A 23667-nucleotide genomic window follows, 5' to 3' on the forward strand; every position below is an offset into this window, starting at 1 on the left:
ATGTTGGATTATGAAACGTTACGGCTCATCTGGTGGCTGCTGATTGGCATCATCCTGGTGGCATTTATGGTCACCGACGGGTTTGATATGGGGGTTGGCTGCCTGTTGCCGCTGATCGCGCGTAACGATGATGAGCGTCGGGTACTAATCAATAGCGTCGGAGCGCACTGGGAAGGTAACCAGGTGTGGCTCATTCTGGCGGGCGGTGCATTATTCGCGGCCTGGCCGCGGGTCTATGCCGCGGCATTTTCAGGGTTTTATGTGGCGATGATTCTGGTGCTGTGCGCCCTTTTCTTTCGCCCGTTGGCCTTTGATTATCGTGGAAAAATAGCCAATGCACGCTGGCGCGCCATGTGGGATACCGGGTTGGTGATTGGCAGTCTGGTCCCTCCAGTTATCTTCGGTGTCGCGTTCGGCAACCTTTTTTTGGGCGTGCCTTTTATCTTCACACCACAGCTTCATGTGCAATACCTGGGCACCTTCTGGCAGTTACTCTCACCCTTTGCCCTGCTGTGCGGCGCATTAAGCCTGATGCTGGTTATTCTGCAAGGAGGCGTGTGGCTCCAGTTGAAGACCGACGGCATTCTTCACCAACGTGCGCTGTCTGCTACCCGCCGCAGCGCGATGCTGGTCGTGCTCTGCTTTCTGTTAGCCGGTTACTGGCTATGGACGGGGATCGATGGCTATGTGTTGCTAAGCCAGGATCCTAATGGTCCTTCCAACCCGCTATTAAAAGCAGTAACTACCTCGCCGGGCGCGTGGATGGCGCACTTTTATCAGTCACCACTGCTGTTAATTATTCCGCTGCTTGGCATGATTTTCCCGATGCTCGCGATCTATGCCTGCGGACAGCGTCGGGCCGTATGGGGATTTTTGTTTGCTTCACTGGGCCAGGCCTGCGTGATCTTCACCGCTGGAATCACCCTGTTTCCGTTTGTGATGCCTTCAAGCGCGTATCCGCTCTCCAGCCTGACGGTGTGGGACAGCACCTCCAGCCAGATGACTCTCAGTATCATGCTGGTTATTGTGCTGATTTTTCTACCGATCGTTCTGCTTTATACCGTGTGGAGTTATTACAAAATGCTCGGGCGCATCAATGTAGAAACGATCCGCCGCCACAACCACGAACTTTATTAAGGAGGACTGTACGATGTGGTATCTGTTTTGGTTTGTCGGCATTCTGCTGATGTGCGGACTCTCCACGCTGGCGCTGGTCTGGCTTGAGTCGCGGCAGAGATAATTCTACACGGGCGCTACGCTTTCTGGCTCCCCGGTTTATTCGGGGAGCTTTTTTATCCCCTTTCCATCAGCTCGCCAAGACGCCTAATCTGCCGTCCCTGATTATTGAAATTACGCTCATCGAGCCACATATCGTAGGCCGGTCGAAGTGACGGGTACTCACCGTCAATGATTGAGTACCATGCGGTATCTCGATTACGCCCCCGCGTGACGACAGCCTGACGAAATATGCCTTCAAAACTGAAGCCAAAGCGCTCCGCCGCCCCACGGGAAGGAGCATTGAGAGCATCGCATTTCCATTCAAAACGGCGATAGCCCAGATCCTCAAAAACGTACTTTAAAAGCAATGAGATGACTTCTGTTGAGATTCGCGAACGTTTCATGCGTACGGAGTAGGAAACATGGCCAACCTCGATCACGCCATTTGAGGTATCAATCCGCATCAGTGCAAACGTACCAACAGGTTTCATACTGGTTAAATCGATCACAGCAAAATGCATCGGATCGGTCTGTTCTTCCATCTTTTTTACATAATCCAGGAAGGTATCGAAGGTCTCAAAAGGCCCGACCGCCAGATATGTCCAGTCACGACAATCGTTTGCTTCGCAGTACGCTTCATACAACTCTTTTGCATGGCGTTCGGCGTTAATACGTTCAAGCTTACAATAGCGACCTGTAATTTGCTGAGCCTGTGGAAAGGGTGCGCCTTTCCAGTCAGACAAAGTCATACCAACGGGTTGATGAAATTGATTAAAGATGCCCGACATATCCATACCTCTTACAAAACAGGGCTAAACCAGCGCAGAGTATGATCAAACTGGGCAGTCCAAAAGAACCACAATGCGTGTTTTTAACAGATCCACACTATTTAATTGTACAAAAAACAGACACAACATTTTTACACGTAGCAAAAGAAACGTATTTACTGCATTAATGCTAAGAGCTGAATAAATTATAAGTTAAATAACCTGAGCCAGACGGCGAATCCCATCAACAATTGCCTCTACCGGATGATTTGCAAAACCAATCAAAATCCCCTGTCGTGAGACATCGCTCTGGTAATAACGACTTAGTGATAGTATTCCCATCCCTAGTAATCTGGCTTTCTCTTCAACTTCACTCCCAGTCATCCCATTTTGCAACCAACATACGATATGAACGCCAGAGTCTGAAGGTTGAATAATCATTTTATCAGCAAGATAGTATTGAATAGCATTGACCAACGCAGTTCTTCTTTCATAGCATGCTTTGCGAATTCGACGCACATGACTGGCATAGTGCCCCTCCTCAATAAAATTTGCCATCACTGCTTGTTCAAGATAGCTGGTACCGAGATCGGAATAATATTTGGTTACCATAATCTGTTCTTGTAAACTTGGCGGAACAACTAAAAAACCTAAACGGAATTCCGGGTACATCATTTTAGAAAATGTTCCGGCATAGATTACGCGTTGATTCTGATCTAATCCTTGCAGAGCTTGTAAAGAACGGTCGGCATAACGGAACTCACTATTATAATCATCTTCAAATATCCATGCCTGATTCGACTTCGCCCATTCCAGCAACTCAAAACGCCGGGATAAACTCAACGTTCCACTTAATGGATATTGATCCGACGGGACGACATAGGCCAGCCTGGCGTCAGGAAAATGATCAATACCATAGCGGACGTTCATTCCTTCGCTATCTACCGGTACCGGCCTCACCATAGCACCAACAGACATGAAGGTTCCGCGGGCGCCTTTGTAACCCGGGTCGTCCAGCCAAACGTCATTTCCTGCCGACAGCAATGCTCGTGCAGTAATGTTCAATGCCTGCTGAATACCATTTACGATGATTATTTGATCTTCGTTACAGTTCACTCCACGCGTTGTTTTAATGTAGCGGCAAACCGCTTTTCTCAAAGGAAGGTACCCGCAAGGATGAGTGTGAGCTCCCAGTTGATGCCGGGATTGTCTCCAGACTCGTTGCAGTAGCTTTCCCCATAACGCATGCGGGAAGAGATCCGTACACCCGACACCAACCGCAAATAGACGGTTCATGCAGCGCCCTTCATACTCATTTGACCATAAATCGCGAGCAGGATTATTTCGGCTGTGAACCTGATCATCAGGTGATACGACGTCCCCCAACGCCATCTCTGGATAGCTATTGCTGATACTCCGATCCGGAATATTATGTGAGACATATGTTCCAGACCCTTTACGAGTCAGGATATACCCTTCATCTAATAGCCGGTCATAACCGGCGATCGCTGAGTTTCGTGAAATTGACATCATTTCGGACAACGCCCTGGTTGACGGCATTTTTGTTCCTGGCGGCAATCGCCCTTCGAGGATGTGATCGCGGAGGATTTGGTAAACCTGCTCCTTAACCGCACCTTTTCCTAAAACAAATCCTTGAAATAAAGGCGCATTGTTTTTCTTCATTGTATTAACCTTTATACTAAAGTGGATCCTATCAATATATCGAAAGTGTCTCTTTACGAGAGTTTATAAAATTCTTAGTATCATCATACTAACACATTACTCGTATAAAATATCAGGATATATATGACTAACATGCATGCCGTTACTATTGAAAGTGCAGAACAAAAAGACTACGCCAGCTGGCTTCCTTTATGGATAAACTATCAAACATTTTACCGCACTATAATTTCAGATGAAGTAACAAAATTAACGTGGGAGCGTTTCTTTACCCCGAGCGAACCTGTTTATTGTGCTGTTGCAAAATATGATGGGAAAATAGTGGGACTGGTTCATTATCTCTTTCACCGCTCAACCTGGGCAAAATCAAACTATTGCTATCTCGAAGATTTATTTGTTAGCGAAGATGTACGCGGCCAACACATCGGTAAACAACTTATCGAATATGTCCAACAACAAGCCAAAAAACATCACGCGTCAAGATTATACTGGCATACGCATGAAACCAACCTCCGTGGGCAACGTCTGTATGACTGGGTGGCCAAAAAGAGCGGAATGATCGAATATCGTATGTAAGTGTAATAATACTCAGGATAGTATTGAATAATTAAACACTAAAAATAAGCCTCTGAGTATATCTACTCAGAGGATGTATCGGTGACAAATCCCCCCAACCTGAATAAGATAAGGAAAAAAACCAGCGATAAGCAAATTCTTAAGAATTAAAAAGGTAAAGAGCCAGCATGGCAACGATAAAGGATGTTGCAGAGTTAGCGGGAGTGTCCACCGCAACAGTTTCACGTGTTATTAATCAAACCGCATGGGTTGAACCCGTGACGCGTGAGCGTGTTGAAAAAGCCATGCGCGAACTGAACTATCATCGCAATGCCGCCGCTATTGCATTAGCGAAACGCAGCGGTGACATGCTCGGGTTATTGACCGGCAATCTTGCCGATCCCTTTTTTGCCAGGCTTGCACGAGGCGTAGAAGAAGTATCACGCCAGCAGCAATTTCGGCTGATGGTATGCAGCGGTGGCCACGATGAAGGAATGGAAAAATCAGGACTCGATTTCCTGATAAACCAGGGCTGTGAAGCTATTGTGGTCCATGCCAGTAGACTGTCTGAAAAGGAACTGTTGCGATATGCCGCTCATTTTCCTGCCATGGTGGTCGTAAATCGCTATATTGCCGGGATGGCCAATCGCTGCGTGTGGCTGGAAAATAGTCAAGCAGCTAAAACAGCCACGCTACACCTCCTGGAGCAAGGACACCGTTGTATTGCCTGCGTGACAAGTGACTTACCGATTATCGATCGCCGTGAGCGGCTGGAAGGTTATCGCCAGGCGCTGGCTGAATATGGTATTACGCCAGATAAAAATTGGGTGATTAGCGTGCCCTTTAATGAAGAAGGTGGCGAACGCGCTGCACATCAGCTGCTTAATTGCGGCATTCCTTTCACCGCAGCGGTGACGTTTAATGATGTGATGGCCGCCGGGATTATGCGCATCCTCCATCAGCAGGGAATTACACTTCCGCAACAGCTTTCGATCGTTGGATTTGATGATGTGGTGATGGCCCGCTATCTCTACCCTGCACTCACAACAATGCATTATCCCGTTGAGCGCATGGCTCGCTGCGCTTCGCAGCTGGCGATACAGCTTTTTAAGGGCGCAACTCAGCGTCCCAGCGTGAATAGTTTCACTGCAGAGCTGGTGATCCGCGATTCTGTTCTTCCCCCCTCTCTCTGAAATCAATGCGTAAATCGTCAAGCCCCTGAGTTGTGATCAACTTCAAATTTAGCGCCCTCATGTAATCGCTTACATGAGGGCCAATGAACGATCACAGTCAGACAAAAGAGTGTTCTCTACTCTTGAGCGACCTTACAGACTGGAGATTCATGAATGAATGCCTCTCAAAATCAGAAAAAAGCACTCTCATTTGGACTGGCAGTGATCCCTATTTTAGCCATGCTACTGCTGTTAATTATTGGCTACGGCATCATGGGGCTACGTATTGAGCCTTTATTGCTTTGTTCTGCTGCAGTCGCCGCGGGCATGGCCTGGTGGCAAGGGTATTGCTGGGAAGACATCATTAATTCGGTGGTGGATAAACTCGCCAAAGCAATGCCGGTTATCATGATTCTTATCTGTGTTGGCGGCCTGATTGGTACATGGATGTTCAGCGGCACCATCCCTTACATGGTGTACTGGGGACTTAAACTCATCAGCCCCGAATACATTCTCATCACCGCGTTCTTTTTGACCAGCGTCGTATCGGTGTGTACCGGAACCTCCTGGGGTTCCGCCGGAACGGTTGGCGTAGCGCTGATGGGGGTTGCCGCCGGACTGGATGTCTCATTGGCAGCAGCGGCAGGTGCCGTTGTTTCTGGCGCTTACTTCGGTGACAAGATATCGCAGCTGTCAGACTCCACCAACTTTGCGGCCATTGTCGCAGATACCACCCTTTTCGAGCATATCCAGCACTTATTGTGGACCACTATTCCCAGCTTTCTGCTTGCCGCTGTGGTTTATCTTATTGCGGGCCACAGCAATATGCTCGGCGAGGTCGCCACGCCGCAACGGGTTACCGATATTGTCAACGCTCTGGAGTCGCTATACCACTTCAATATCATTCTGATTTTGCCGCCGGTTATTGTGTTGTGGGGCGCGATTCGTAAAAAGCCGGTCATTCCTTTAATGCTGAGCGCATGCGTATTAGCCCTGATTCTGGGCGTTGTCATGCAAGGACTCAGCATCAAGCAGGGGCTGGATGCCTTTATAGATGGGTTCAACATTACTATGTTCCCGCAAGGGAGTGAGGGCATTATTGCTGATGTTCCGCGCCTGCTGAACCGTGGCGGAATGTTCTCAATGATGAGCACTATTCTTCTGGTATTTTGCGCATTTTCTTTTGCCGGTGCCTTAACGTTAACGGGCGCACTCAACATTATCATTAACCGCTTACTGACGGTCATTCACAGCGTCGGTCAGTTAATTGCGGCAACCATTGGTACCACCCTTCTTGTTACCGGAGCGACAAGCGACGGCAAGCTGGCTCTTCTGGTTCCAGCTGAATTATTTAAAGACGCATACCGCCGCATGGGACTGGATACCAAAAATCTGTCCCGCACAATTGAAGACGCTGGCACCGTCATTGAGCCGTTGTTGCCATGGACCGCCGCCGGAGTTTATATGGCCACAACATTAGGAGTGAGCACACTGGATTTATTGCCATGGGCGATTCAGTGCTATGCCGCAATCTTCTTCGCCTTGATTTACGGCTTCACGGGAATCGGTATTGCGAAGGCGCCATCAGTGACAGAAACAGAAAAAAATATTACGGCAACAGAATAGGGAGAGCATGTAATGGATTTTAATAAGATTATCGATCGCCACGATACCGCATCGCTGAAATGGGACTTTATGGCGCGATATTTCAGCGAGGATACACATCAACTGTTGCCAATGTGGGTGTCTGATTTTGACTTTACTTGCCCGCCCGCTGTTCAGGAGGCTTTAACTCACCGCGTCGGGCACGGTATTTTTGGTTACAGCGAACGGCCACAAAGCTACTTTGATTCATTAATCTCATGGCTCTCAACCCGGCATCAGCTGGAAATCAAGCAAGAGTGGATCTGCAGTATTGAAGGTGTTGTTCCGGGATTATCGCTACTCGTACAAATGCTGAGCCAACCCGGTGAAGGCGTAGTCGTTCAGGGGCCTTATTATGGCTCATTCGCTAAAATTATCTCTTTGAACGGCAGACAGTTGCTGGAAAATCCGTTGTATGAGGACCCGGCTACCGGTTATCAAATGGATTTTGCTCACCTGGAAATGTTATTCCGGACTGAACGTCCACCGTTGATGATTTTATGTAATCCGCATAACCCAACCGGCCGTTGTTGGTCTGCACAGGAGCTGGAACAGCTACTTACGCTGTGCGAAACCTATGATGTGACGTTGCTGTCTGATGAAATATGGGCAGATTTATTGCTTCCTGGAGAACAATTTACTTCAGTTCTGCATCTGGGAGAACGCTGGCATTCGCGTGTAATTTCAGCCACTTCAGCCAGTAAAACGTTTGGTTTGTCGACATTGCGTATTGCTAATTTTCTGATACCGGCACCGGCATTGCGTGAACACTTTTTACGCCGTCTGGATGCACATGGGCTGGATGTATTCAATGCGCTATCCGTCGAAGCGAGTACGGCAGCATGGCAACATGGTGCACCATGGTTAGACGAGTTACTTGGCTATCTGGCTGAAAATCGACGCTGGTTTATTCAACAAATTGATGAACATCTCCCGTGGGCTCGGGTTGTTCCTTCCCAGGCAACTTATCTACTGTGGATAGATTGCAAAGCGCTTGGACTGGATGATGAGCAGCTCAAATGGGTAATGCTTGATGTTGCCGGTATTGCGCCTTCAATGGGAAATAGCTTTGGTCCTGCTGGAAAAGGTTTTATCCGCCTGAACATGGGATGTCCACGCGCCTACCTCGAAAAAGCGGTAGAGGGGTTGAAGCGTATTGCATTTACATCTTGCTAAATCTGCTCAGTAAACGAATCGGCCCTGGCGCAGGGCCGCTCGATATTATCAGCCATTTTAATGAAAAACCAAGTGATATAGTACCAGTTAGCCACCAACAGACAGGGGCGTCTAAGCGCGTTTTTGCTATTACAAGCTAAAACGAGGATTCAGGCACTATTATTTTCATTCACTATCCTCTTGTTTCATTTTCATTAAAAAATGCAACACATTAGGATTATTATCCACAATATTTGTGAATTTTCTCAATAACCTTGAAGCATCTTTTTTTCGATTATGATTAACATACCAGGTATGGCATACACCGTATAACAATGCGCTTTTTAACTCAATGAATTCATCATCCATGCCAGGATGTTGATAAAGAAAATTATCCGTATAATCTTCTATTTCTTTAATTTCATGAATTTGTTTAACTGGTATATCAAGCAGTGAATTACTGGTTTTGATCATTTCTAACATTGAATAAAAAATCGTAGGCGATTGGTTTTGAAGAAAAACCTGATTTTTAAAGTCATCAATGATCTTTTCTTTTTCCTTAGTATCTTCGATAAAATATGTCAACTGCGCCAGGTGGCTCAATAAAGTCACATCATTTTCAGCGTCATTAGTTAGTTTCCATTTATCATAACTATTTTTGACATAAGCGCGTTGAAAACTCTCCTTATCTGGATAAGGATAATAAGGATGAAAGCTGAGTGCCTGCACTAAAAACCCAGCAGCGACGTCATCAGATAGTTCTGCACTATAAACATCTACGAAAGAAGCTGTAAGACCAGCCATCAAAAAGTTGAGCTCATCGTCTATAAAATGATATCTCCCTTTTAAATCAATGACCTCACTTCTTATCTTAACGACCAGGTTAGCCATGCCAATAGCATCCATTTCATCTTTTCGGGCACTTAGTGTACGGGCATTTATATCAATGAAGAGGATCTTAGCTATTATCTCTCGCTTTTGAGCATCAGTTAACTGTGATTGCGAAATAATTTTATCAAAAATCTGATTAAACCATCCACTCTCTAAATTAATGCTATGCGCATTGGGTGATAACAACTTCCCGTTCAAACTATAGTGGATTTTCTCTATTTTATTATCACGTGTAAACCCTACCAACGTTACGACTGAGCGAGAATTCGCTTCAGCCAAATTAATTATTTGCTGTTTAGAACGATGAGTCAAAAACAATGTCGGAAATTGCCAGTTCTCAACCGCAAACGGGGGCACAAATTGGAATGAAGGATTCTCTTTAGATGTGGCCCTTTTCCATGTCTCCTCCATCTGGTGAGTGATGTCATAAGCATTTTCATCTGTATTACTACTGTTCCACCCCCCATCTTTTTCATTATAGAAGCCAGAAATGCTTATCTGTGCAAATTCAGGATATGGTTGGTAGAAAATCGCACAACCCATTGCAAAAAACAACACAAGCAATGAGAAACAACTCGACTTGTTGGGATAACGTCTTTTTTTTCGATGATAAATTAATGTAGTTACTAGAATGACAACAGAACCACATATGAAAGGAATCTTCCATTCATTCAGAAAAAACAAAAAAGAGGAAAATTTAAAAAAAATCAGTGCTGGCAATCCCAAAAAGGTGAGAATATTTCCGGAAAAAGTAGCAACGTCCTGGAATTTCATGAGGGGCCTATCTTCTGGTAGATATTGAAGATAGATTAAAAAATACAGTGCAAGATGACAAGGATTTCTGCCAATAAGTTTATGTTAGTCGATTGTTTTTTCTAGGTAAATGTTCTTATTCATGTAAAATCACCCCATCCCTAAGTAAAATTGTGGTTTTCATGTAATTCGGAGATAAAACCTCCGTTCGCAGAATGGCGAGGACCAGCGATTACACGTCTTACAAAACTCTCACTCTGCATTGTTCAACTCATTGAAACAAATATATTGATCATCAGTTGCTACAATTTCGTCACATCCACAACGCGCAAAATTGCACATTAGTGTTGAACAAAGCAAAACACTGCAATAGTAACTTAATGATTTTACGAAAAAAGATGGTGCGATAATAGGAATGGAACCAAACTCACAAACTACTGATAAAGATGAATATTTCACATTTCGAATAATCACATGCCCCCAATAATGCCCCCACTATCACCGAAGCTCAAAAACACGCATAACATATGCACCAATGCCCCTATCATCCCGAATCTGGTTTTGGGCGAGCTTGTAGCTAATGGTATGCCATTTAGTAGAAGCATCTGGTCCGTTTAGAATTGAAGCACTTCAAGCTATAGCTATACCTCTACACTTCAAAGAAGATGAAATACGCCAGCGCTCTTCAAGTCCTATAGATTCTTCTTGCGATATCGCTCTATGTACGTATGTCCTCTGATTGCCGAGGCAAGATACTTCAATAGTTTTCTGGCAACTCAAAAGCGAGCACTCAAAATCCCCTGCAAAAGCTTTTTGCCATTACCTTGATGATTTAATGAAGGTAAGAACCTTATAGCTTCAAAAGGGATAAAGAGGTTGAAATCGCTTAAAAAATGATCAATTTTGTTGGGGGTTTGTTCGCTTTTGACTGGTCGGAGAAAGTGTAATGGGTGATGAAAGTCAGAAAAATCATAAAATTAGAGTCGCTCAGTATCTGAGGATGTCCACAGACCATCAACAATTCTCAATCGACAATCAGGCTCTTTATCTAAAAAAATATGCAGAAGATCACAATATGGTGATTGTAGAAACTTATGATGATGAAGGTAAAAGCGGAGTCTCCGCTTCAGGTAGAAAAAACTTCAACAGACTAATAGAAGATGTCGTTACAGGAAGAGTAAAAATAGAAGCTGTTCTTGTTTATGATGTCAGTCGGTTTGGTCGATGGCAAGATAATGATGAGGCAGGGCATTATAGTTATCTACTAAAATATCATGGGGTTAGGATTATTTATTGTGCTGAGAACTTACCAGATGAATCGCCTGAAATCCAAATGCTTACACTTCCTGCTCTTAGATATGCTGCTGGAGCTTTCAGTAGGAATCTTTCAGTAAAAGTTTTTGCGGGACACGTAAACCTTGTTAAAAGGGGATACTATCAGGGAGGAATACCAGGATATGGATTAAGAAGAAAGTTAATTGATAATAACAATAGACCAAAAATGATACTTTGTCCTGGTGAAAGAAAGAGCTTGCAAACTGACCGAGTAGTTCTTACCCCTGGTACAAAAAAAGAAATAAAGCTGGTAAAAAAGATATTTAATATGTTTATTTTTGATGGATTAAATGAATATCTTATCGCAACAAAACTAAACAGAGAGGGGTATACATATAGTGATAAAACAGAATGGAACAGGAGCAGAATACATTCAATTCTAATTAATATTCGCTACACAGGGAAATACACTTATAATCGTACTTCACAGAAATTGAACGCCCAAAGAATTCAGAATCCACAAGAAGAATGGATCGAATATGATTCATTTTTCAAGCCTATAATTTCACCAGAGAAATTTAGATTAGCTAAAGAAATTATTGACAATCGTTCAAAAAAAATGACCAATGAAGAAATACTTAATTTTTTGAAAAAAGTTCTCATTAAACATGGTAAAATTTCAGGTTTTATTATCGATGAAGATGATAATGGTCCGTCGAGTAGTGTCGTAGCAAGTCGTTTTGGTGGGCTTTTGAATGCCTATAAACTCATCAATTACACACCAGAAAGAGATTATCGATTTATAGAAATAAACTCAGCCTTAAGGATTAGACATGCCGACACTATTAAGACAATATGCAAGGAAATTACAAATAGTGAAGTAACAATATCTGAAAATAAACTCATCACGATCAATAAAAGCTTAACCTTTACCATAATACTTGCACGCTGTAGAAAAACCTCTACAGATAAATGCAGATGGATTGTGAGATTAGACAGAAGCATTAATTCTGACATCAACATAATTGTAAGGATGAATAGCCTTAATAGCGTCCCCCTTGATTACTATATCCTCCCTTCGATTGATTCATTTGAAAATGAATTAAACCTAAAAGAAAATAACAGCCTTCTCTTTGAGATGTATCGATTCGACGATATCAACATATTTTTTAAAATGCTTTCGACCAATAAAAAGGAAGTAGCTTAAATGAAAGATGATCAAATCCACATGATTAAGATATCCGACATAAAAGTAGTCATCCCACGTTCACGAAATAAACTTCGACATTCGGAAATTACTGAAAGTATCGACACAAGTGGACTGAGAAAGCCAATAACCGTACGTCGAATCGTGGACAAAAAGTATCAATTCGCTTTAATTTGTGGTCAAGGAAGGCTCGAATCATTGACAGCTTTAGGAGAAGAATTAACACCAGCAATCGTACTTGATATAGATGAAAACAAAGCCTACATAATGAGTCTGGTTGAAAATATGGCAAGAGTAGTTCCTCGTGCTGGTGAACAGTTCCAACGTATAAAGGAAATGACAGAGCAAGGATTAACCAATAAGGAAATATCTAACTCGACTGGATTATCATTACACTGGATAACAAGTCTGACAATGCTTATCAGTAAAGGTGAAAATAAATTATTATCCGCTGTAGAATCAGGAAGCATACCTATCTCGCTTGCTGTTGAGATTGCAAGAGTCGATTTTGAAGGTGGTCAGGAATTGTTAATTAAAGCATTTGATAAAGGTCTAATAAAACACAAAGATGTAGGAAAAATACGTGAGATACTTGACTCACGAGATGAAGGCTTGAAAGGATACCTAAATAATAACTTTGGGATAACAAAGAAAAAGAAAAAAATGACTACAGATGAATTAAAAAAAATCTATCAAGATAACATTTCTCAGCACAGAAAGATTAAAAACAAAGCAGAATACGTTGAGATGAATTTGTTGATAGCAAATCAAATCTTTAAAGAACTTGTCAATGATGAAGAGTTTTTACGGATATTAGATGAAGAAAGCCTAAATGAAGTAGTAAATATTATAGTTAAAAACACGACCAATTGAGGTGCAAAATGATTAAATATTGCTTTAGTGAAAAAACAATCACTTTCAAATTATCTGATCTTGTTCATACTAAAAAGCTGCCTACTAACTTCAAAAATAGTAAAAAATATTCCCAGATCAAAAGCACCATATCAGCGTTGGGACTTGTTGAACCGATATTAATTTACATCGATCAAAGTGATAAAACTGCTAAAATAATCGATGGACACCTTAGAGTCGAAGCACTAAAAGATATTGGGGAAGATAAAGCAAACTGCCTAATTTCAACTACATATGATACTTATACACCGAACAAAAAAGTTAACCGCATAACAATTATACAAATACAGAGAATGCTGAAAGAAGCTGTAAGAGTGGGAGTGCCTGAAGAAATGTTATGTACATCATTAAATATAAGTATAGATTCTCTAAGAACCAACATGTCCGTATTGAAAGGGATATGCCCTCAAGTAGTTGATTTATTTAATGATAAAGATATTCCCATAAATACTTTTAGAGTTTTAAAAAGAATGGTTCTTTTCAGACAAATAGAATGTGCTAATTTAATGATAAGGTTTGATAATTACTCAAAAATTTTTGCTGAGTCTCTATATCATAGTTCCTCCCCTGAGTTGTTAATTGACAAAACTAAAAATAATATAGATACAAAAACTGGTAATAGAAAAGCTATTGAACGACTTGAGAAAGAAATGGCTCAGGTTCATTTTGACACGCAATCAATACAAGAGAGTTATGGCTCAAATAGCTTGAAACTGACAATTCTCATTTCTCACATTAAAAAACTTCTTGAGAACCCTAAAATATTTCACTGGCTCCTTAGGAACAAAAATGAATACCTTAATGAACTGACTAAAATCTCTGACATTGATAAATTAAATTGAATCTTATTTTTTTTGGGGTTTACAAATTTTCTTTTTATAAATTGTGGGGTCTACATCTATCTTGCAGATCCTAACTTCGTATCCGAAATTAGAAATAGTTTTATTAAAATTCTTCAAATTTATCTTAGAAAACAAAGGCAAGTCATCCGGGAGGTTTTTACTTGTGGCAATCGCGAAAACTATTTTGTATTTCTGAGCCTCTGGCCTTAATGTATGGTCAGCTAATTTTATATGCGCTGGCAATTTTTCATTAAGCTTGCATCGAAATTCAGAATCGCTTATGAAAAGTTCAGAGCTTATAACTTGTATCCATACCCGATATTAAGAAAACCATCTCTAAACCTTATAGCAAAAGCTCTGCCAGAAAAAAAGTAAAGAATTCCGTTAAATATAGTAATTTTTTAGATTTAAACTTTACAAAACCTCGTTTTTTTGAAACTCAGTCAGTGAACTTATAAGGCCTATAAATTTATTTTCTTAATATTATTAAAAGTTAAAAGATCGATGTAGCAACATTCCTCTTAAGCAACATGCTTTCTTGAATTCTCTATAGTTAATTGAATCCATTCATCGATTTCGCTTTCGATAAAAGCAATAGCACGAATACCGATCTTTACAGGCTGTGGAAACCGATTTTGGCTGATAAGACGATAAATCCAAGCCTTACCAAATCCGGTTTTATTCATCACTTCTGACAGGCGGATAAGACGTGTGCATGGCTGATTCATGGTATTTCCCTCATCTATGTTGACGGAAATGAATATACGATTGAATCACCAGCAAAAAGAGCGACCTTCAGATCGCCAAGGGTATGGATATCAGTCTTTATCAGAATCCGCGATTTTCATCACGTCTGAAACTCTGATGTTTTTGAGATGACTGTTTTTGTTGATGAACAGATGGAACTGACGGATGAAAGGTATACTGGCTGCTTTTATCGCCAGTGGTCTGTCTGTGTCCCGAATTTGGTGATTGAGGCGGGTCTGTTCTTCATCATCATCGTCGGTGTAAAGGAGGCGTGAAAGTCGATCTTCTGATATGCGAACCTTGTGCAGGGTAGACCATACAAGGATGTCAATCATGGGTATGAGTCTGTAGTTGATGATTTTCTTGATGGTTCCATAGCCAAACCTGATCGAATCAGATGTATCGGCTTCAATGCCCCGTACTTTACGCCATTGAGGTAGCGCGGCTTTCAAAGATTCAGCTATTTCCTCATCAGTTCCATTCGCAAGGTCTATTTCGACCATGACAGTATCTCTGAACAGCTTAGGGAGAGCTTCGGATACAGGGCTATCGAGAAATTCACGGTTAACCGAATACTCATCACTTCCATCCCAGAAAAATAATGAATTCCGTAATCCAACGATGCTGAGCTGAGCCAGCCGTTCTGTCGTGGTCAAAAAGAAATGTGGGGGTTGGTAAAGGGTGTCCTCTCTCGTGAGGTATCCGAGATGTTGTTCTGTAATAAGAAACGGTTTTCCGCTGAAAATTCGGTCAATATAGAGGTTCACGGCTTTCGCTTCGAATTCCTCATGATAAGGCTTAAAGAACAGTGTCCTTGCAAGCAGCTCATGGTAAAGCTGTATGAGAGTCAGATCTTCAAATCCTCGATAGGTATTGATATCCAACCATTTTTTAACTTCTTTGGTGTGTTCCGTTGACCAGTTTCTCATGATTGCCATTTGGTGCCTTTGTTATTCCATTCAGAAATGGATAGTTGAACTCATCTGAGCGACCAGAAGCAATAATTATAAAAAATGCAGTCATAAAAAAGAGCTACGCTCTACCGAGACATAGCCCTTAGTTCAGCATCAGCTTCCTCTATGCACGTCGATTAAACGTCCCATGCATCACATTGCCACCATTCTCAAGGCTATCCATATAGTCAGCATACCATTGCAGCATCTCACGTCTGCCATCAAGATATTGCGCATGGTTATAGGTACCACGGATAGCATTCTTATCAAGATGCGCAAGCTGGGTTTCAATCCATGCGGTGTTGTAGCCTTGTTCATGAAGAACGGTGCTCATGGTATGACGGAATCCATGCCCCGTAACGCGGCCGGTATAGCCAATTCGCTTAAACACCTGATTGATACTGGCTTCGCTCATTGTTTTACTTGGATCATTACGACCGGGGAACATTAGATGAAAATTACCAGTCATTGCCCTGATTTTTTCAATAATTTCCAATGCCTGCACGGATAACGGAACAATATGAGGACGCCGCATTTTCATGCGTTCGGCAGAAATTTCCCATAACCCTTTATCAGTATAAATTTCAGACCATAACGCACCACGTAATTCACCCGTTCGAACACCAGTGATGATCATTAGTCGGGCGGCTAACACTACCAACTCACTACCAGAGTAGCCAGCAAGGGCTTTAAAAAAGGCTGGAAGCTCCTCAATGGTCAGGAATGGATAATGTTTAGACTCATGCCCCTGCATAGCACTGGTGAGATCTGGTGCGGGGTTATACTCGGCTCTGCCTGTAACTATGGCGTAGCGAAACACTTCACCACACCGCTGACGTACTTTCTTAGCTTTCTCAGTCGCACCTCGCTCTTCCATCTTTTTAAGCACGTTAAGCAATTCCAACGGCTTGATGTCTGCAACAGGACGTTGACCGATGAACGGGAAGACATCTTTGTTGAAGGCTTCAAGAATGTCAGAGGCATATCCCGCAGACCATTTCTTCACTTTCATGTTGTGCCATTCGAGCGCAATTTGCTGAAAGGTGTTTTTTACTTCTTCGATTTGGGCTAGTTTGCTTTCTTTCTTAAACGCACTCGGATCAACGCCATTAACCAGCAGCTTTTTAGCATCATCTCTTTTGCTTCTGGCATCAGCTAAGGTAATGGTCGGGTAAACACCAAACACCACACGTTTTTCTTTACCTGCGATACGGTATTTCATGCGCCAGCTTTTGGTGCCGTTAGGGAACACCTCCAGATACATGCCCCCACCATCTGCTAACTTATAGGGTTTATCTTTAGGCTTGGCAGTCTCGACCTGTCTGGCATTGAGCTTCATTTGGGGGCATCTCCTCTAGACCGAATACAACATGCCCCCACCGATGCCCCCAACTCACCGTAGATTTTCGTGAACGTGAGTAGACGAGCAGAAACAACAAGGGCCGTGAAACGGCGTATTATAAGGATTTAAAGGGTGTTTGAGTAGACTTAGGGAGACGTTAAAATAGGTAGGATGGTGCCGATAATAGGAGTCGAACCTACGACCTTCGCATTACGAATGCGCTGCTCTACCAACTGAGCTATATCGGCCCTGAAAAGGATATGTCCACGAATGTGAACACGGGGTAGAAGGTTAAAACTAACCGGGCGACGCGTCAATGGCCTTGTGAATCAAACGCCTATTTTTGCATCACCCGGTTTCAATTACGCACGAATCGTGTCGTCACCGAAGCCAACCCATTTGTATGTAGTCAGTGCTTCCAGCCCCATTGGGCCACGCGCGTGCAGTTTTTGCGTACTTACCGCCACTTCCGCACCCAGTCCAAACTGGCCGCCATCGGTAAAACGCGTAGAAGCATTAACGTACACAGCGGAAGAATCGACTTCATTCACAAAACGATCGGCGTTGCGTAGCGTACGCGTCAGGATCGCATCGGAATGCTGGGTACCATGCTCGCGGATGTGGGCGATGGCATCATCCAGACTGGTGACGATTTTCACGTTCAAATCCAGCGACAGAAACTCGTCGTCATACTCTTCAGCTTTCACCGCAACCACATTAGCAGGTCCTGCCTTCAATGTAGCCAGCGCCATTTCGTCTCCGTGCAGAGTGACGCCGCTTTGTGCCATCTGCTGGCTCAATGCTGGCAGAAAACGCGCGGCGATATCCTGATGCACCAGCAGAGTTTCTACGGTGTTGCAGGTGCTCGGACGCTGGGTTTTGGCGTTGACGATAATCTTCAGGGCCGGGGCGATCTCCGCGCTATCATCAACATAGATATGACATACGCCAATGCCGCCGGTGATGACCGGGATAGTCGACTGCTCACGACACAGCTTGTGCAGGCCCGCGCCACCGCGAGGGATCAGCATATCGATGTACTTATCCATCCGTAGCATCTCAGCGACCAGTGCGCGGTCCGGGTTATCAATCGACTGTACGGCAGCCGCGGGTAAACCGCAGGCTTCCAGCGCCTTTTGGATAACCGCTACGGTGGCGGCGTTCGTCCGGTAGGTCTCTTTCCCACCACGCAGGATCGCGGCATTGCCGGTTTTCAGGCACAGGGAGGCAACGTCAACGGTGACGTTTGGGCGCGCTTCATAAATTACGCCAATCACGCCCAGCGGGACGCGACGACGCTCCAGACGCAGACCGCTGTCCAGCAGCCCACCGTCAATCACCTGCCCGACCGGGTCGGCGAGATTACACACCTGGCGTACATCGTCAGCAATCGCTTTCAGACGCGCTGGCGTCAGAGCGAGGCGGTCGAGCATCGCATCGCTCAGGCCGTTGGCTCGCGCCTGCTCAACATCTTGTACGTTCGCGCTGAGGATGCTTTCGGTTTGCGCTTCCAGCTCATCAGCAATGGTTTCCAGTACGCGATTTTTTTCGCGACTGGAGAGCAGCGCCAGCTTATATGACGCGGCTTTGGCAGCAATGCCCATTTTTTCCAGCATATGCCTGTTCCTTAACGGGTGATCATGTCGTCACGATGGACAGCAACCGGGCCGTATTCGTAGCCCAGGATGGTGTCGATCTGTTGTGAGTGATGTCCGGCAATACGGCGCAGCGCATCGCTGTTATAGCGGGTGACGCCGTGGGCAATATCGCGCCCTTCGAGATTGCAGATGCGGATCACTTCACCACGAGAGAAGTTGCCTGTCACGCTTTTAATGCCTTTTGGCAGTAATGAGCTGCCGCGTTCCAGAATCGCTGCGGTAGCGCCCTCATCAACAGTAATTTCTCCGGCAGGCGGCGCGCCGAAGATCCAGCGTTTACGGTTCTCCAGTGGAGATGCCTGTGCATGAAAACGCGTCCCAACGGAAACGCCTTCCATCACGTCGCCAATGACGCCCGGTTTGCTGCCTGCGGCAATTATGGTGTCGATCCCGGCGCGGCACGCGACATCGGCGGCCTGCAGTTTAGTCCCCATACCGCCGGTTCCCAGACCCGAGACGCTGTCTCCGGCAATGGCGCGCAGCGCATCATCAATACCGTGCACGTCTTTGATCAGCTCCGCCTGCGGATTAGTGCGCGGATCGGCGGTGAACAGCCCCTGCTGATCGGTCAACAGCAGCAGCTTATCGGCTCCAGCCAGAATTGCCGCCAGCGCTGAGAGGTTGTCGTTATCACCCACTTTAATTTCAGCGGTCGCCACCGCATCGTTCTCATTAATGACCGGAACGATGTTGTTATCCAGCAGCGCACGCAGCGTATCGCGGGCATTGAGGAAGCGCTCTCTGTCTTCCATATCCGCACGCGTCAGCAGCATCTGCCCGATATGAATACCGTAAATCGAGAAAAGCTGTTCCCATAGTTGAATCAGTCGGCTCTGCCCTACCGCTGCCAACAGCTGTTTCGAGGCTATCGTTGCCGGGAGTTCAGGGTAACCAAGATGCTCACGTCCGGCGGCAATCGCGCCTGAGGTAACAATAACAATACGATGCCCTGCGGCATGGAGCTGCGCGCACTGGCGAACCAGTTCTACGATGTGGGCGCGGTTCAGGCGGCGGGATCCGCCCGTTAACACACTGGTGCCAAGTTTTACCACCAGCGTCTGGCTGTCACTCATGATTCTCTGCCATTCAAAATTGGGGAAAATGATATCAAACGAACGTTTTAGCAGGACTGGCCCCGGTTGCCAACAACCAGCGCACAAAGCATGAAATTTTATTGCGCAGGATCAGCAAGCGTAGCGGCAGATTTTGACGCATTTATTACAGAAACAAAAAAACATCCTTTTTTAAAAATATTCTTACTTTGTCATAAAACGTTCATTGCCAGACGTTAAAAACCCTCCTGTCTTTTAACGGGGGATCACACCCAGTGAATATTAGCGCGTACTTTTAATCAGGAATGAAAATGAAAAAGAGCACTCTGGCATTAGTGGTGATGGGAATTGTTGCGTCGGCATCCGTACAGGCAGCGGAAGTGTATAACAAGAACGGTAATAAGCTGGACTTATACGGCAAAGTAAAAGCCATGCATTACATGACGGATTATGACAGCAAAGATGGTGACCAAAGCTATATCCGTTTAGGTTTTAAAGGCGAAACGCAAATTAACGATCAACTGACCGGTTATGGTCGTTGGGAGGCTGAATTCGCCGGCAATAAAGCTGAAAGCGATTCTAACCAACAAAAAACACGTCTGGCCTTCGCTGGTGTGAAATTAAAAGATTTTGGCTCATTTGATTATGGTCGTAACCTGGGTGCGCTGTATGACGTGGAAGCATGGACCGATATGTTCCCGGAATTCGGCGGCGACTCCTCCGCACAGACCGATAACTTTATGACCAAACGTGCCAGCGGCCTGGCAACTTACCGTAACACCGACTTCTTCGGCGTCGTGGATGGCCTGGATCTGACCCTGCAATATCAGGGTAAAAACCAGGACCGCGATGTGAAAAAACAGAACGGCGACGGTTTTGGTACTTCCGTTACCTATGACTTTGGCGGCAGCGATTTTGCGGTGAGCGGCGCTTATACCAACTCCGATCGTACTAACCAGCAGAATCTGCAAACTCGCGGTACAGGCGATAAAGCAGAAGCCTGGGCAACTGGCTTAAAATATGATGCTAACGATATTTATATTGCAACGTTCTATTCTGAAACGCGCAATATGACGCCAATTTCCGGTGGCTTTGCTAATAAAACACAGAACTTCGAAGCGGTCGTTCAGTACCAGTTTGACTTTGGTCTGCGTCCGTCACTGGGTTATGTGCTGTCTAAAGGGAAAGATATTGAAGGCGTCGGCAATGAAGATCTGGTGAATTATATTGATCTCGGCGCAACGTACTATTTCAACAAAAATATGTCCGCGTTTGTCGATTATAAAATCAACCAGCTCGATAGCGATAATAAGCTGGGCATCAACGATGATAATATCGTTGCCGTCGGTATGGTCTACCAGTTTTGATATAGCATAAAAAAGCCGGATGGGGTTGCGCCGCCATCCGGCTTTTCACTGTTCATTATGCCGTTAACTTAACCGGTTCATCCTTAAAGTCGTCAGCAGGTTCCAGCGCCAGATTCAGCGTCGTTAACAAGCCAAGTAATTTTTCATGGAATTCACGTAAGGTGTATTCCAGTCGCTCTACCACTTCAGTCTCTTTCACCGGCACCGCAGTCCAGTTACCGTCTTTATCAAACAAACCAAACTGATAACTATACGTGAAGCGTTTTTCCTGCGCCTCCAGTTCCATCCACCAGCCCCAGAACTCGCGTTTCTCAGGGGCGGGTTTCACGTTGACGCAAACAGCCAGACAATCGAAAAAAAATCGATTATCTTCGCACTGCCCTTCCCGGATGTACGGGCCAAGCGCGGTGAATTTCTTGATCAATCTACTTTTCGGATGCCCACTCGGTAACGTCATTACGATCTCCTTAGGTGAAGCACCTGTTTTACCAAATCGATAAAATTTAGCAAACTTTTAACACAATCTCTGATTGATCCAACTGGTTATTTCCTGCAACCCTTTGTCAAAATTGCGATACACCGGATTGAAGGGGATCTCCAGTAGCTTACCGTCTGAGGATGAAGATGTGATTAAACGTGACTCTTCTTCCGGGCTAAACGGGTCGTTCTTCCAGAACCCCGAAAGCATTGGCGTCGGGCAGCGTCGCCCCAGCAGGCCCTGCACTTTTAATGAATAGCGATTAAGCTCAACGCGCAGCGCTTCATCGGAGGCGTCATGCATCCCCAGGCGGCTAGCCAGTACATCAAGATACATTTCCGGGACGCTCGCCTGACGTTGCGGGTCACTGAGCAGCGCATGAACCACTGGTCCCAGACAGGCCACCGCCTTCAGGCGTGATGATTCCAGATATGCCAGACGTACCGCTACGTTAGCGCCAAAGCGGAAACCAAAGGCCGCCACGCGAGTGTGATCCACCCAGGGAACATTAGGCAGCGCTTTTAATACGTGCTGATGCAGCAGGCTGGAATCCTGAGTCAGTTTCCATTTTGATGAGAACCCAACCGACGGCATATCCAGCGTCAGCATGGCAATGCCATGTGGAGCAAAGTAGCGCTCATACAGACTGTAATAATCCGTTTGCATGGAATCGAGGCCACCGCACATCAGCACCGTCGGGAACGGACCGTCGCCTTTTGGCATATGCAGGAATCCAGTGATTGGCGCGCCGCCGGTAACGGCAAATTCCATCTCGCGCAATGTCCCCGGCAGTCGCTGCGCGGCCTCTTCATAGGCGCGATTGGCCAAAGCCTGTGCCTGTTCTGCCAGCTCATCGCCTTTCAGGTGTGGGTAAGCGGCAATGTTGTACAACGTAGACGCATGCAGCCAGTGGCGTCCGCTCACCTGCGGATCCTCTTCCATAGACGCTTTCTGTTGCCAGACCATCGCCTGCTTCGCCCACTCATAGATCCAGTTCCCACCGCGATAGCCGATAACCGTATCGTAGAGTTCTTTATCCGTACGCTCGGCTTCGCTCATCACGATACGTGCCTGCACCTCAAGGATTTCACGCGGGTCGACGCCACGCCAGATCCACATCAGACGATTCACCATGCGATACCAGTGGGGAATGGTTTTACCATCCAGGGCAGATTGTACGGACGGCTGCGCGCCGTGATTAAAACGACGAACCAGCGTTGACGTTTCAGGGTGTTTGAAGCGGGGTTTAAACAGGACTTCGCTGAGGTTAGCCTGTGACATGATTGCAGCCTCCATGAGTACTCACTAAGGCATAGTGTAACCTGACACTGCACAAAAAGAACAACGCCCGGCAGTTGCCAGGCGTTGAAAACTTTTTAGATTAGCGACCAGAGATCGGCGGGACGAACACCACGCCCATATCCCACGGCTGTTCAATCCAGGTATCCTGAGGGATATCAACAACATAATCATTCACCAGCGGGCGACCTGCCGGCTTAGCGAAGATAGTAACGAAATGCGCTTTAGGATACATTTCGCGGATCGCAACGGCGGTACCACCGGTGTCAACCAGGTCATCGATTACGATGAAACCTTCACCGTCGCCTTCGGCACGTTTCAGCACTTTCAGTTCGCGCTGGTTGTCGTGATCGTAGCTGGAGATGCATACGGTATCGACATGACGAATACCCAATTCACGCGCCAGCAATGCGCCCGGTACCAGACCACCACGGCTAACGGCAATAATGCCTTTCCATTGTTCAGAAGGCATCAGGCGGCTTGCCAGTTTACGTGCATGGATCTGCAACATGTCCCAGGTGACGACGTATTTTTCGCTCATGTGAAGTGTCCCAGCCTGTTTATCTACGGCTTAAAAAGTGTTCGAGGGGGAAATAGGTTGCGCGAGATTATAGAGATCTGACGCACTAAAAACCAGTGTTTCGCGGAATCCGCGCCTCTTTTTGCATGCTTTATGCTAGCTGTCAGCGGAGAAAGTGGT

The 23667-nt window shown here is 45.3% G+C and carries 21 protein-coding genes, 1 tRNA gene and 1 pseudogene; 10 read left to right on the forward strand and 13 right to left on the reverse strand.

The annotated features are described in order from the left end of the window. A complete protein-coding gene (appB, locus tag OGV74_RS20700) occupies window positions 1-1137 on the forward strand; it encodes a cytochrome d ubiquinol oxidase subunit II (protein WP_003838730.1) in 1137 nt (378 codons plus the stop codon). Window positions 1138-1150: 13 nt separating this feature from the next. After that, complete coding sequence (gene cbdX / locus OGV74_RS20705; protein ID WP_003838732.1) at window positions 1151-1240, forward strand: cytochrome bd-II oxidase subunit CbdX; 90 nt, start codon at window positions 1151-1153, stop codon at window positions 1238-1240. Between the two features lie 52 nt (window positions 1241-1292). Here the strand turns inward: cbdX and OGV74_RS20710 are convergent, their stop codons facing one another. Then, on the reverse strand, window positions 1293-2006 hold the full coding sequence (locus tag OGV74_RS20710; protein WP_286521464.1) for a GNAT family N-acetyltransferase: 714 nt from the start codon (window positions 2004-2006) through the stop codon (window positions 1293-1295). Between the two features lie 192 nt (window positions 2007-2198). Further along, a complete protein-coding gene (gene pdxR, locus OGV74_RS20715; RefSeq protein WP_086503734.1) occupies window positions 2199-3668 on the reverse strand; it encodes a MocR-like pyridoxine biosynthesis transcription factor PdxR in 1470 nt (489 codons plus the stop codon). 123 nt (window positions 3669-3791) lie between these two features. Between pdxR and OGV74_RS20720 the strand changes: the two genes are divergently transcribed. The 4 genes from OGV74_RS20720 to OGV74_RS20735 all read left to right on the forward strand — a co-directional run bounded on the left by OGV74_RS20720 (window position 3792) and on the right by OGV74_RS20735 (window position 8212). Continuing rightward, entirely contained in the window at window positions 3792-4241 is a 450-nt protein-coding gene (locus OGV74_RS20720; RefSeq protein WP_032948602.1) for a GNAT family N-acetyltransferase, read from the forward strand. A gap of 167 nt (window positions 4242-4408) precedes the next feature. Continuing rightward, entirely contained in the window at window positions 4409-5413 is a 1005-nt protein-coding gene (locus OGV74_RS20725; protein ID WP_003838740.1) for a LacI family DNA-binding transcriptional regulator, read from the forward strand. Between the two features lie 153 nt (window positions 5414-5566). Beyond that, window positions 5567-7018 carry a Na+/H+ antiporter NhaC gene (nhaC, locus tag OGV74_RS20730; protein ID WP_086503733.1) on the forward strand — a complete coding sequence of 484 codons (1452 nt, stop codon included), beginning with the start codon at window positions 5567-5569 and terminating at the stop codon, window positions 7016-7018. A gap of 12 nt (window positions 7019-7030) precedes the next feature. Continuing rightward, window positions 7031-8212 carry a MalY/PatB family protein gene (locus OGV74_RS20735; protein WP_286521468.1) on the forward strand — a complete coding sequence of 394 codons (1182 nt, stop codon included), beginning with the start codon at window positions 7031-7033 and terminating at the stop codon, window positions 8210-8212. Between the two features lie 165 nt (window positions 8213-8377). Here OGV74_RS20735 and OGV74_RS20740 read toward each other — a convergent pair whose 3' ends face one another. Beyond that, complete coding sequence (locus tag OGV74_RS20740; RefSeq protein WP_086503732.1) at window positions 8378-9856, reverse strand: hypothetical protein; 1479 nt, start codon at window positions 9854-9856, stop codon at window positions 8378-8380. A 925-nt stretch (window positions 9857-10781) separates the two neighbouring features. On the opposite strand from OGV74_RS20740, the gene OGV74_RS20745 reads away from it, so the two are divergent. The 3 genes from OGV74_RS20745 to OGV74_RS20755 are packed head-to-tail and all read left to right on the forward strand — an operon-like array spanning window position 10782 to window position 14071. After that, on the forward strand, window positions 10782-12317 hold the full coding sequence (locus tag OGV74_RS20745) for a recombinase family protein (protein ID WP_286521471.1): 1536 nt from the start codon (window positions 10782-10784) through the stop codon (window positions 12315-12317). Further along, complete coding sequence (locus tag OGV74_RS20750) at window positions 12318-13190, forward strand: ParB N-terminal domain-containing protein (RefSeq protein WP_032673146.1); 873 nt, start codon at window positions 12318-12320, stop codon at window positions 13188-13190. 8 nt (window positions 13191-13198) lie between these two features. After that, window positions 13199-14071: a plasmid partitioning protein RepB C-terminal domain-containing protein gene (locus OGV74_RS20755; protein WP_286521473.1), complete on the forward strand. Its 873-nt coding sequence runs from the start codon at window positions 13199-13201 to the stop codon at window positions 14069-14071. 3 nt (window positions 14072-14074) lie between these two features. Here OGV74_RS20755 and OGV74_RS20760 read toward each other — a convergent pair. The 7 genes and pseudogenes from OGV74_RS20760 to proB form a co-directional block, all read right to left on the reverse strand. Continuing rightward, window positions 14075-14371 (reverse strand): annotated as a pseudogene (locus OGV74_RS20760) (TIGR04141 family sporadically distributed protein); the annotation flags it as partial. A 221-nt stretch (window positions 14372-14592) separates the two neighbouring features. Then, the gene (locus OGV74_RS20765; RefSeq protein WP_001075424.1) at window positions 14593-14799 is read right to left on the reverse strand and encodes a helix-turn-helix transcriptional regulator; all 207 of its coding nucleotides are present in this window, start codon (window positions 14797-14799) and stop codon (window positions 14593-14595) included. Between the two features lie 90 nt (window positions 14800-14889). Continuing rightward, entirely contained in the window at window positions 14890-15747 is an 858-nt protein-coding gene (locus OGV74_RS20770; RefSeq protein WP_001412615.1) for a DUF6387 family protein, read from the reverse strand. 148 nt (window positions 15748-15895) lie between these two features. After that, entirely contained in the window at window positions 15896-17110 is a 1215-nt protein-coding gene (locus OGV74_RS20775; RefSeq protein ID WP_001412614.1) for a tyrosine-type recombinase/integrase, read from the reverse strand. 175 nt (window positions 17111-17285) lie between these two features. After that, a tRNA-Thr gene (locus OGV74_RS20780) sits at window positions 17286-17361 on the reverse strand. Window positions 17362-17475: 114 nt separating this feature from the next. Further along, window positions 17476-18729 carry a glutamate-5-semialdehyde dehydrogenase gene (proA, locus tag OGV74_RS20785; protein ID WP_071696411.1) on the reverse strand — a complete coding sequence of 418 codons (1254 nt, stop codon included), beginning with the start codon at window positions 18727-18729 and terminating at the stop codon, window positions 17476-17478. 11 nt (window positions 18730-18740) lie between these two features. Then, complete coding sequence (proB, locus tag OGV74_RS20790; RefSeq protein ID WP_003031373.1) at window positions 18741-19844, reverse strand: glutamate 5-kinase; 1104 nt, start codon at window positions 19842-19844, stop codon at window positions 18741-18743. 290 nt (window positions 19845-20134) lie between these two features. On the opposite strand from proB, the gene phoE reads away from it, so the two are divergent. Beyond that, window positions 20135-21190 carry a phosphoporin PhoE gene (phoE, locus tag OGV74_RS20795; protein WP_003031375.1) on the forward strand — a complete coding sequence of 352 codons (1056 nt, stop codon included), beginning with the start codon at window positions 20135-20137 and terminating at the stop codon, window positions 21188-21190. A gap of 55 nt (window positions 21191-21245) precedes the next feature. Here the strand turns inward: phoE and crl are convergent, their stop codons facing one another. The 3 genes from crl to gpt form a co-directional block, all read right to left on the reverse strand. Then, window positions 21246-21647, reverse strand: a complete 402-nt coding sequence (gene crl, locus OGV74_RS20800; RefSeq protein ID WP_003031376.1) for a sigma factor-binding protein Crl — start codon at window positions 21645-21647, stop codon at window positions 21246-21248. Between the two features lie 57 nt (window positions 21648-21704). Continuing rightward, window positions 21705-22949 carry an esterase FrsA gene (frsA, locus tag OGV74_RS20805; RefSeq protein ID WP_086503731.1) on the reverse strand — a complete coding sequence of 415 codons (1245 nt, stop codon included), beginning with the start codon at window positions 22947-22949 and terminating at the stop codon, window positions 21705-21707. A gap of 100 nt (window positions 22950-23049) precedes the next feature. Continuing rightward, window positions 23050-23508: a xanthine phosphoribosyltransferase gene (gene gpt, locus OGV74_RS20810; protein ID WP_003031380.1), complete on the reverse strand. Its 459-nt coding sequence runs from the start codon at window positions 23506-23508 to the stop codon at window positions 23050-23052. Window positions 23509-23667 lie beyond the last annotated feature (159 nt).

Origin of the sequence: Citrobacter sp. Cf116 (assembly GCF_030336505.1) — a bacterium.
Classification (GTDB): Bacteria; Pseudomonadota; Gammaproteobacteria; order Enterobacterales; family Enterobacteriaceae; genus Citrobacter; species Citrobacter freundii.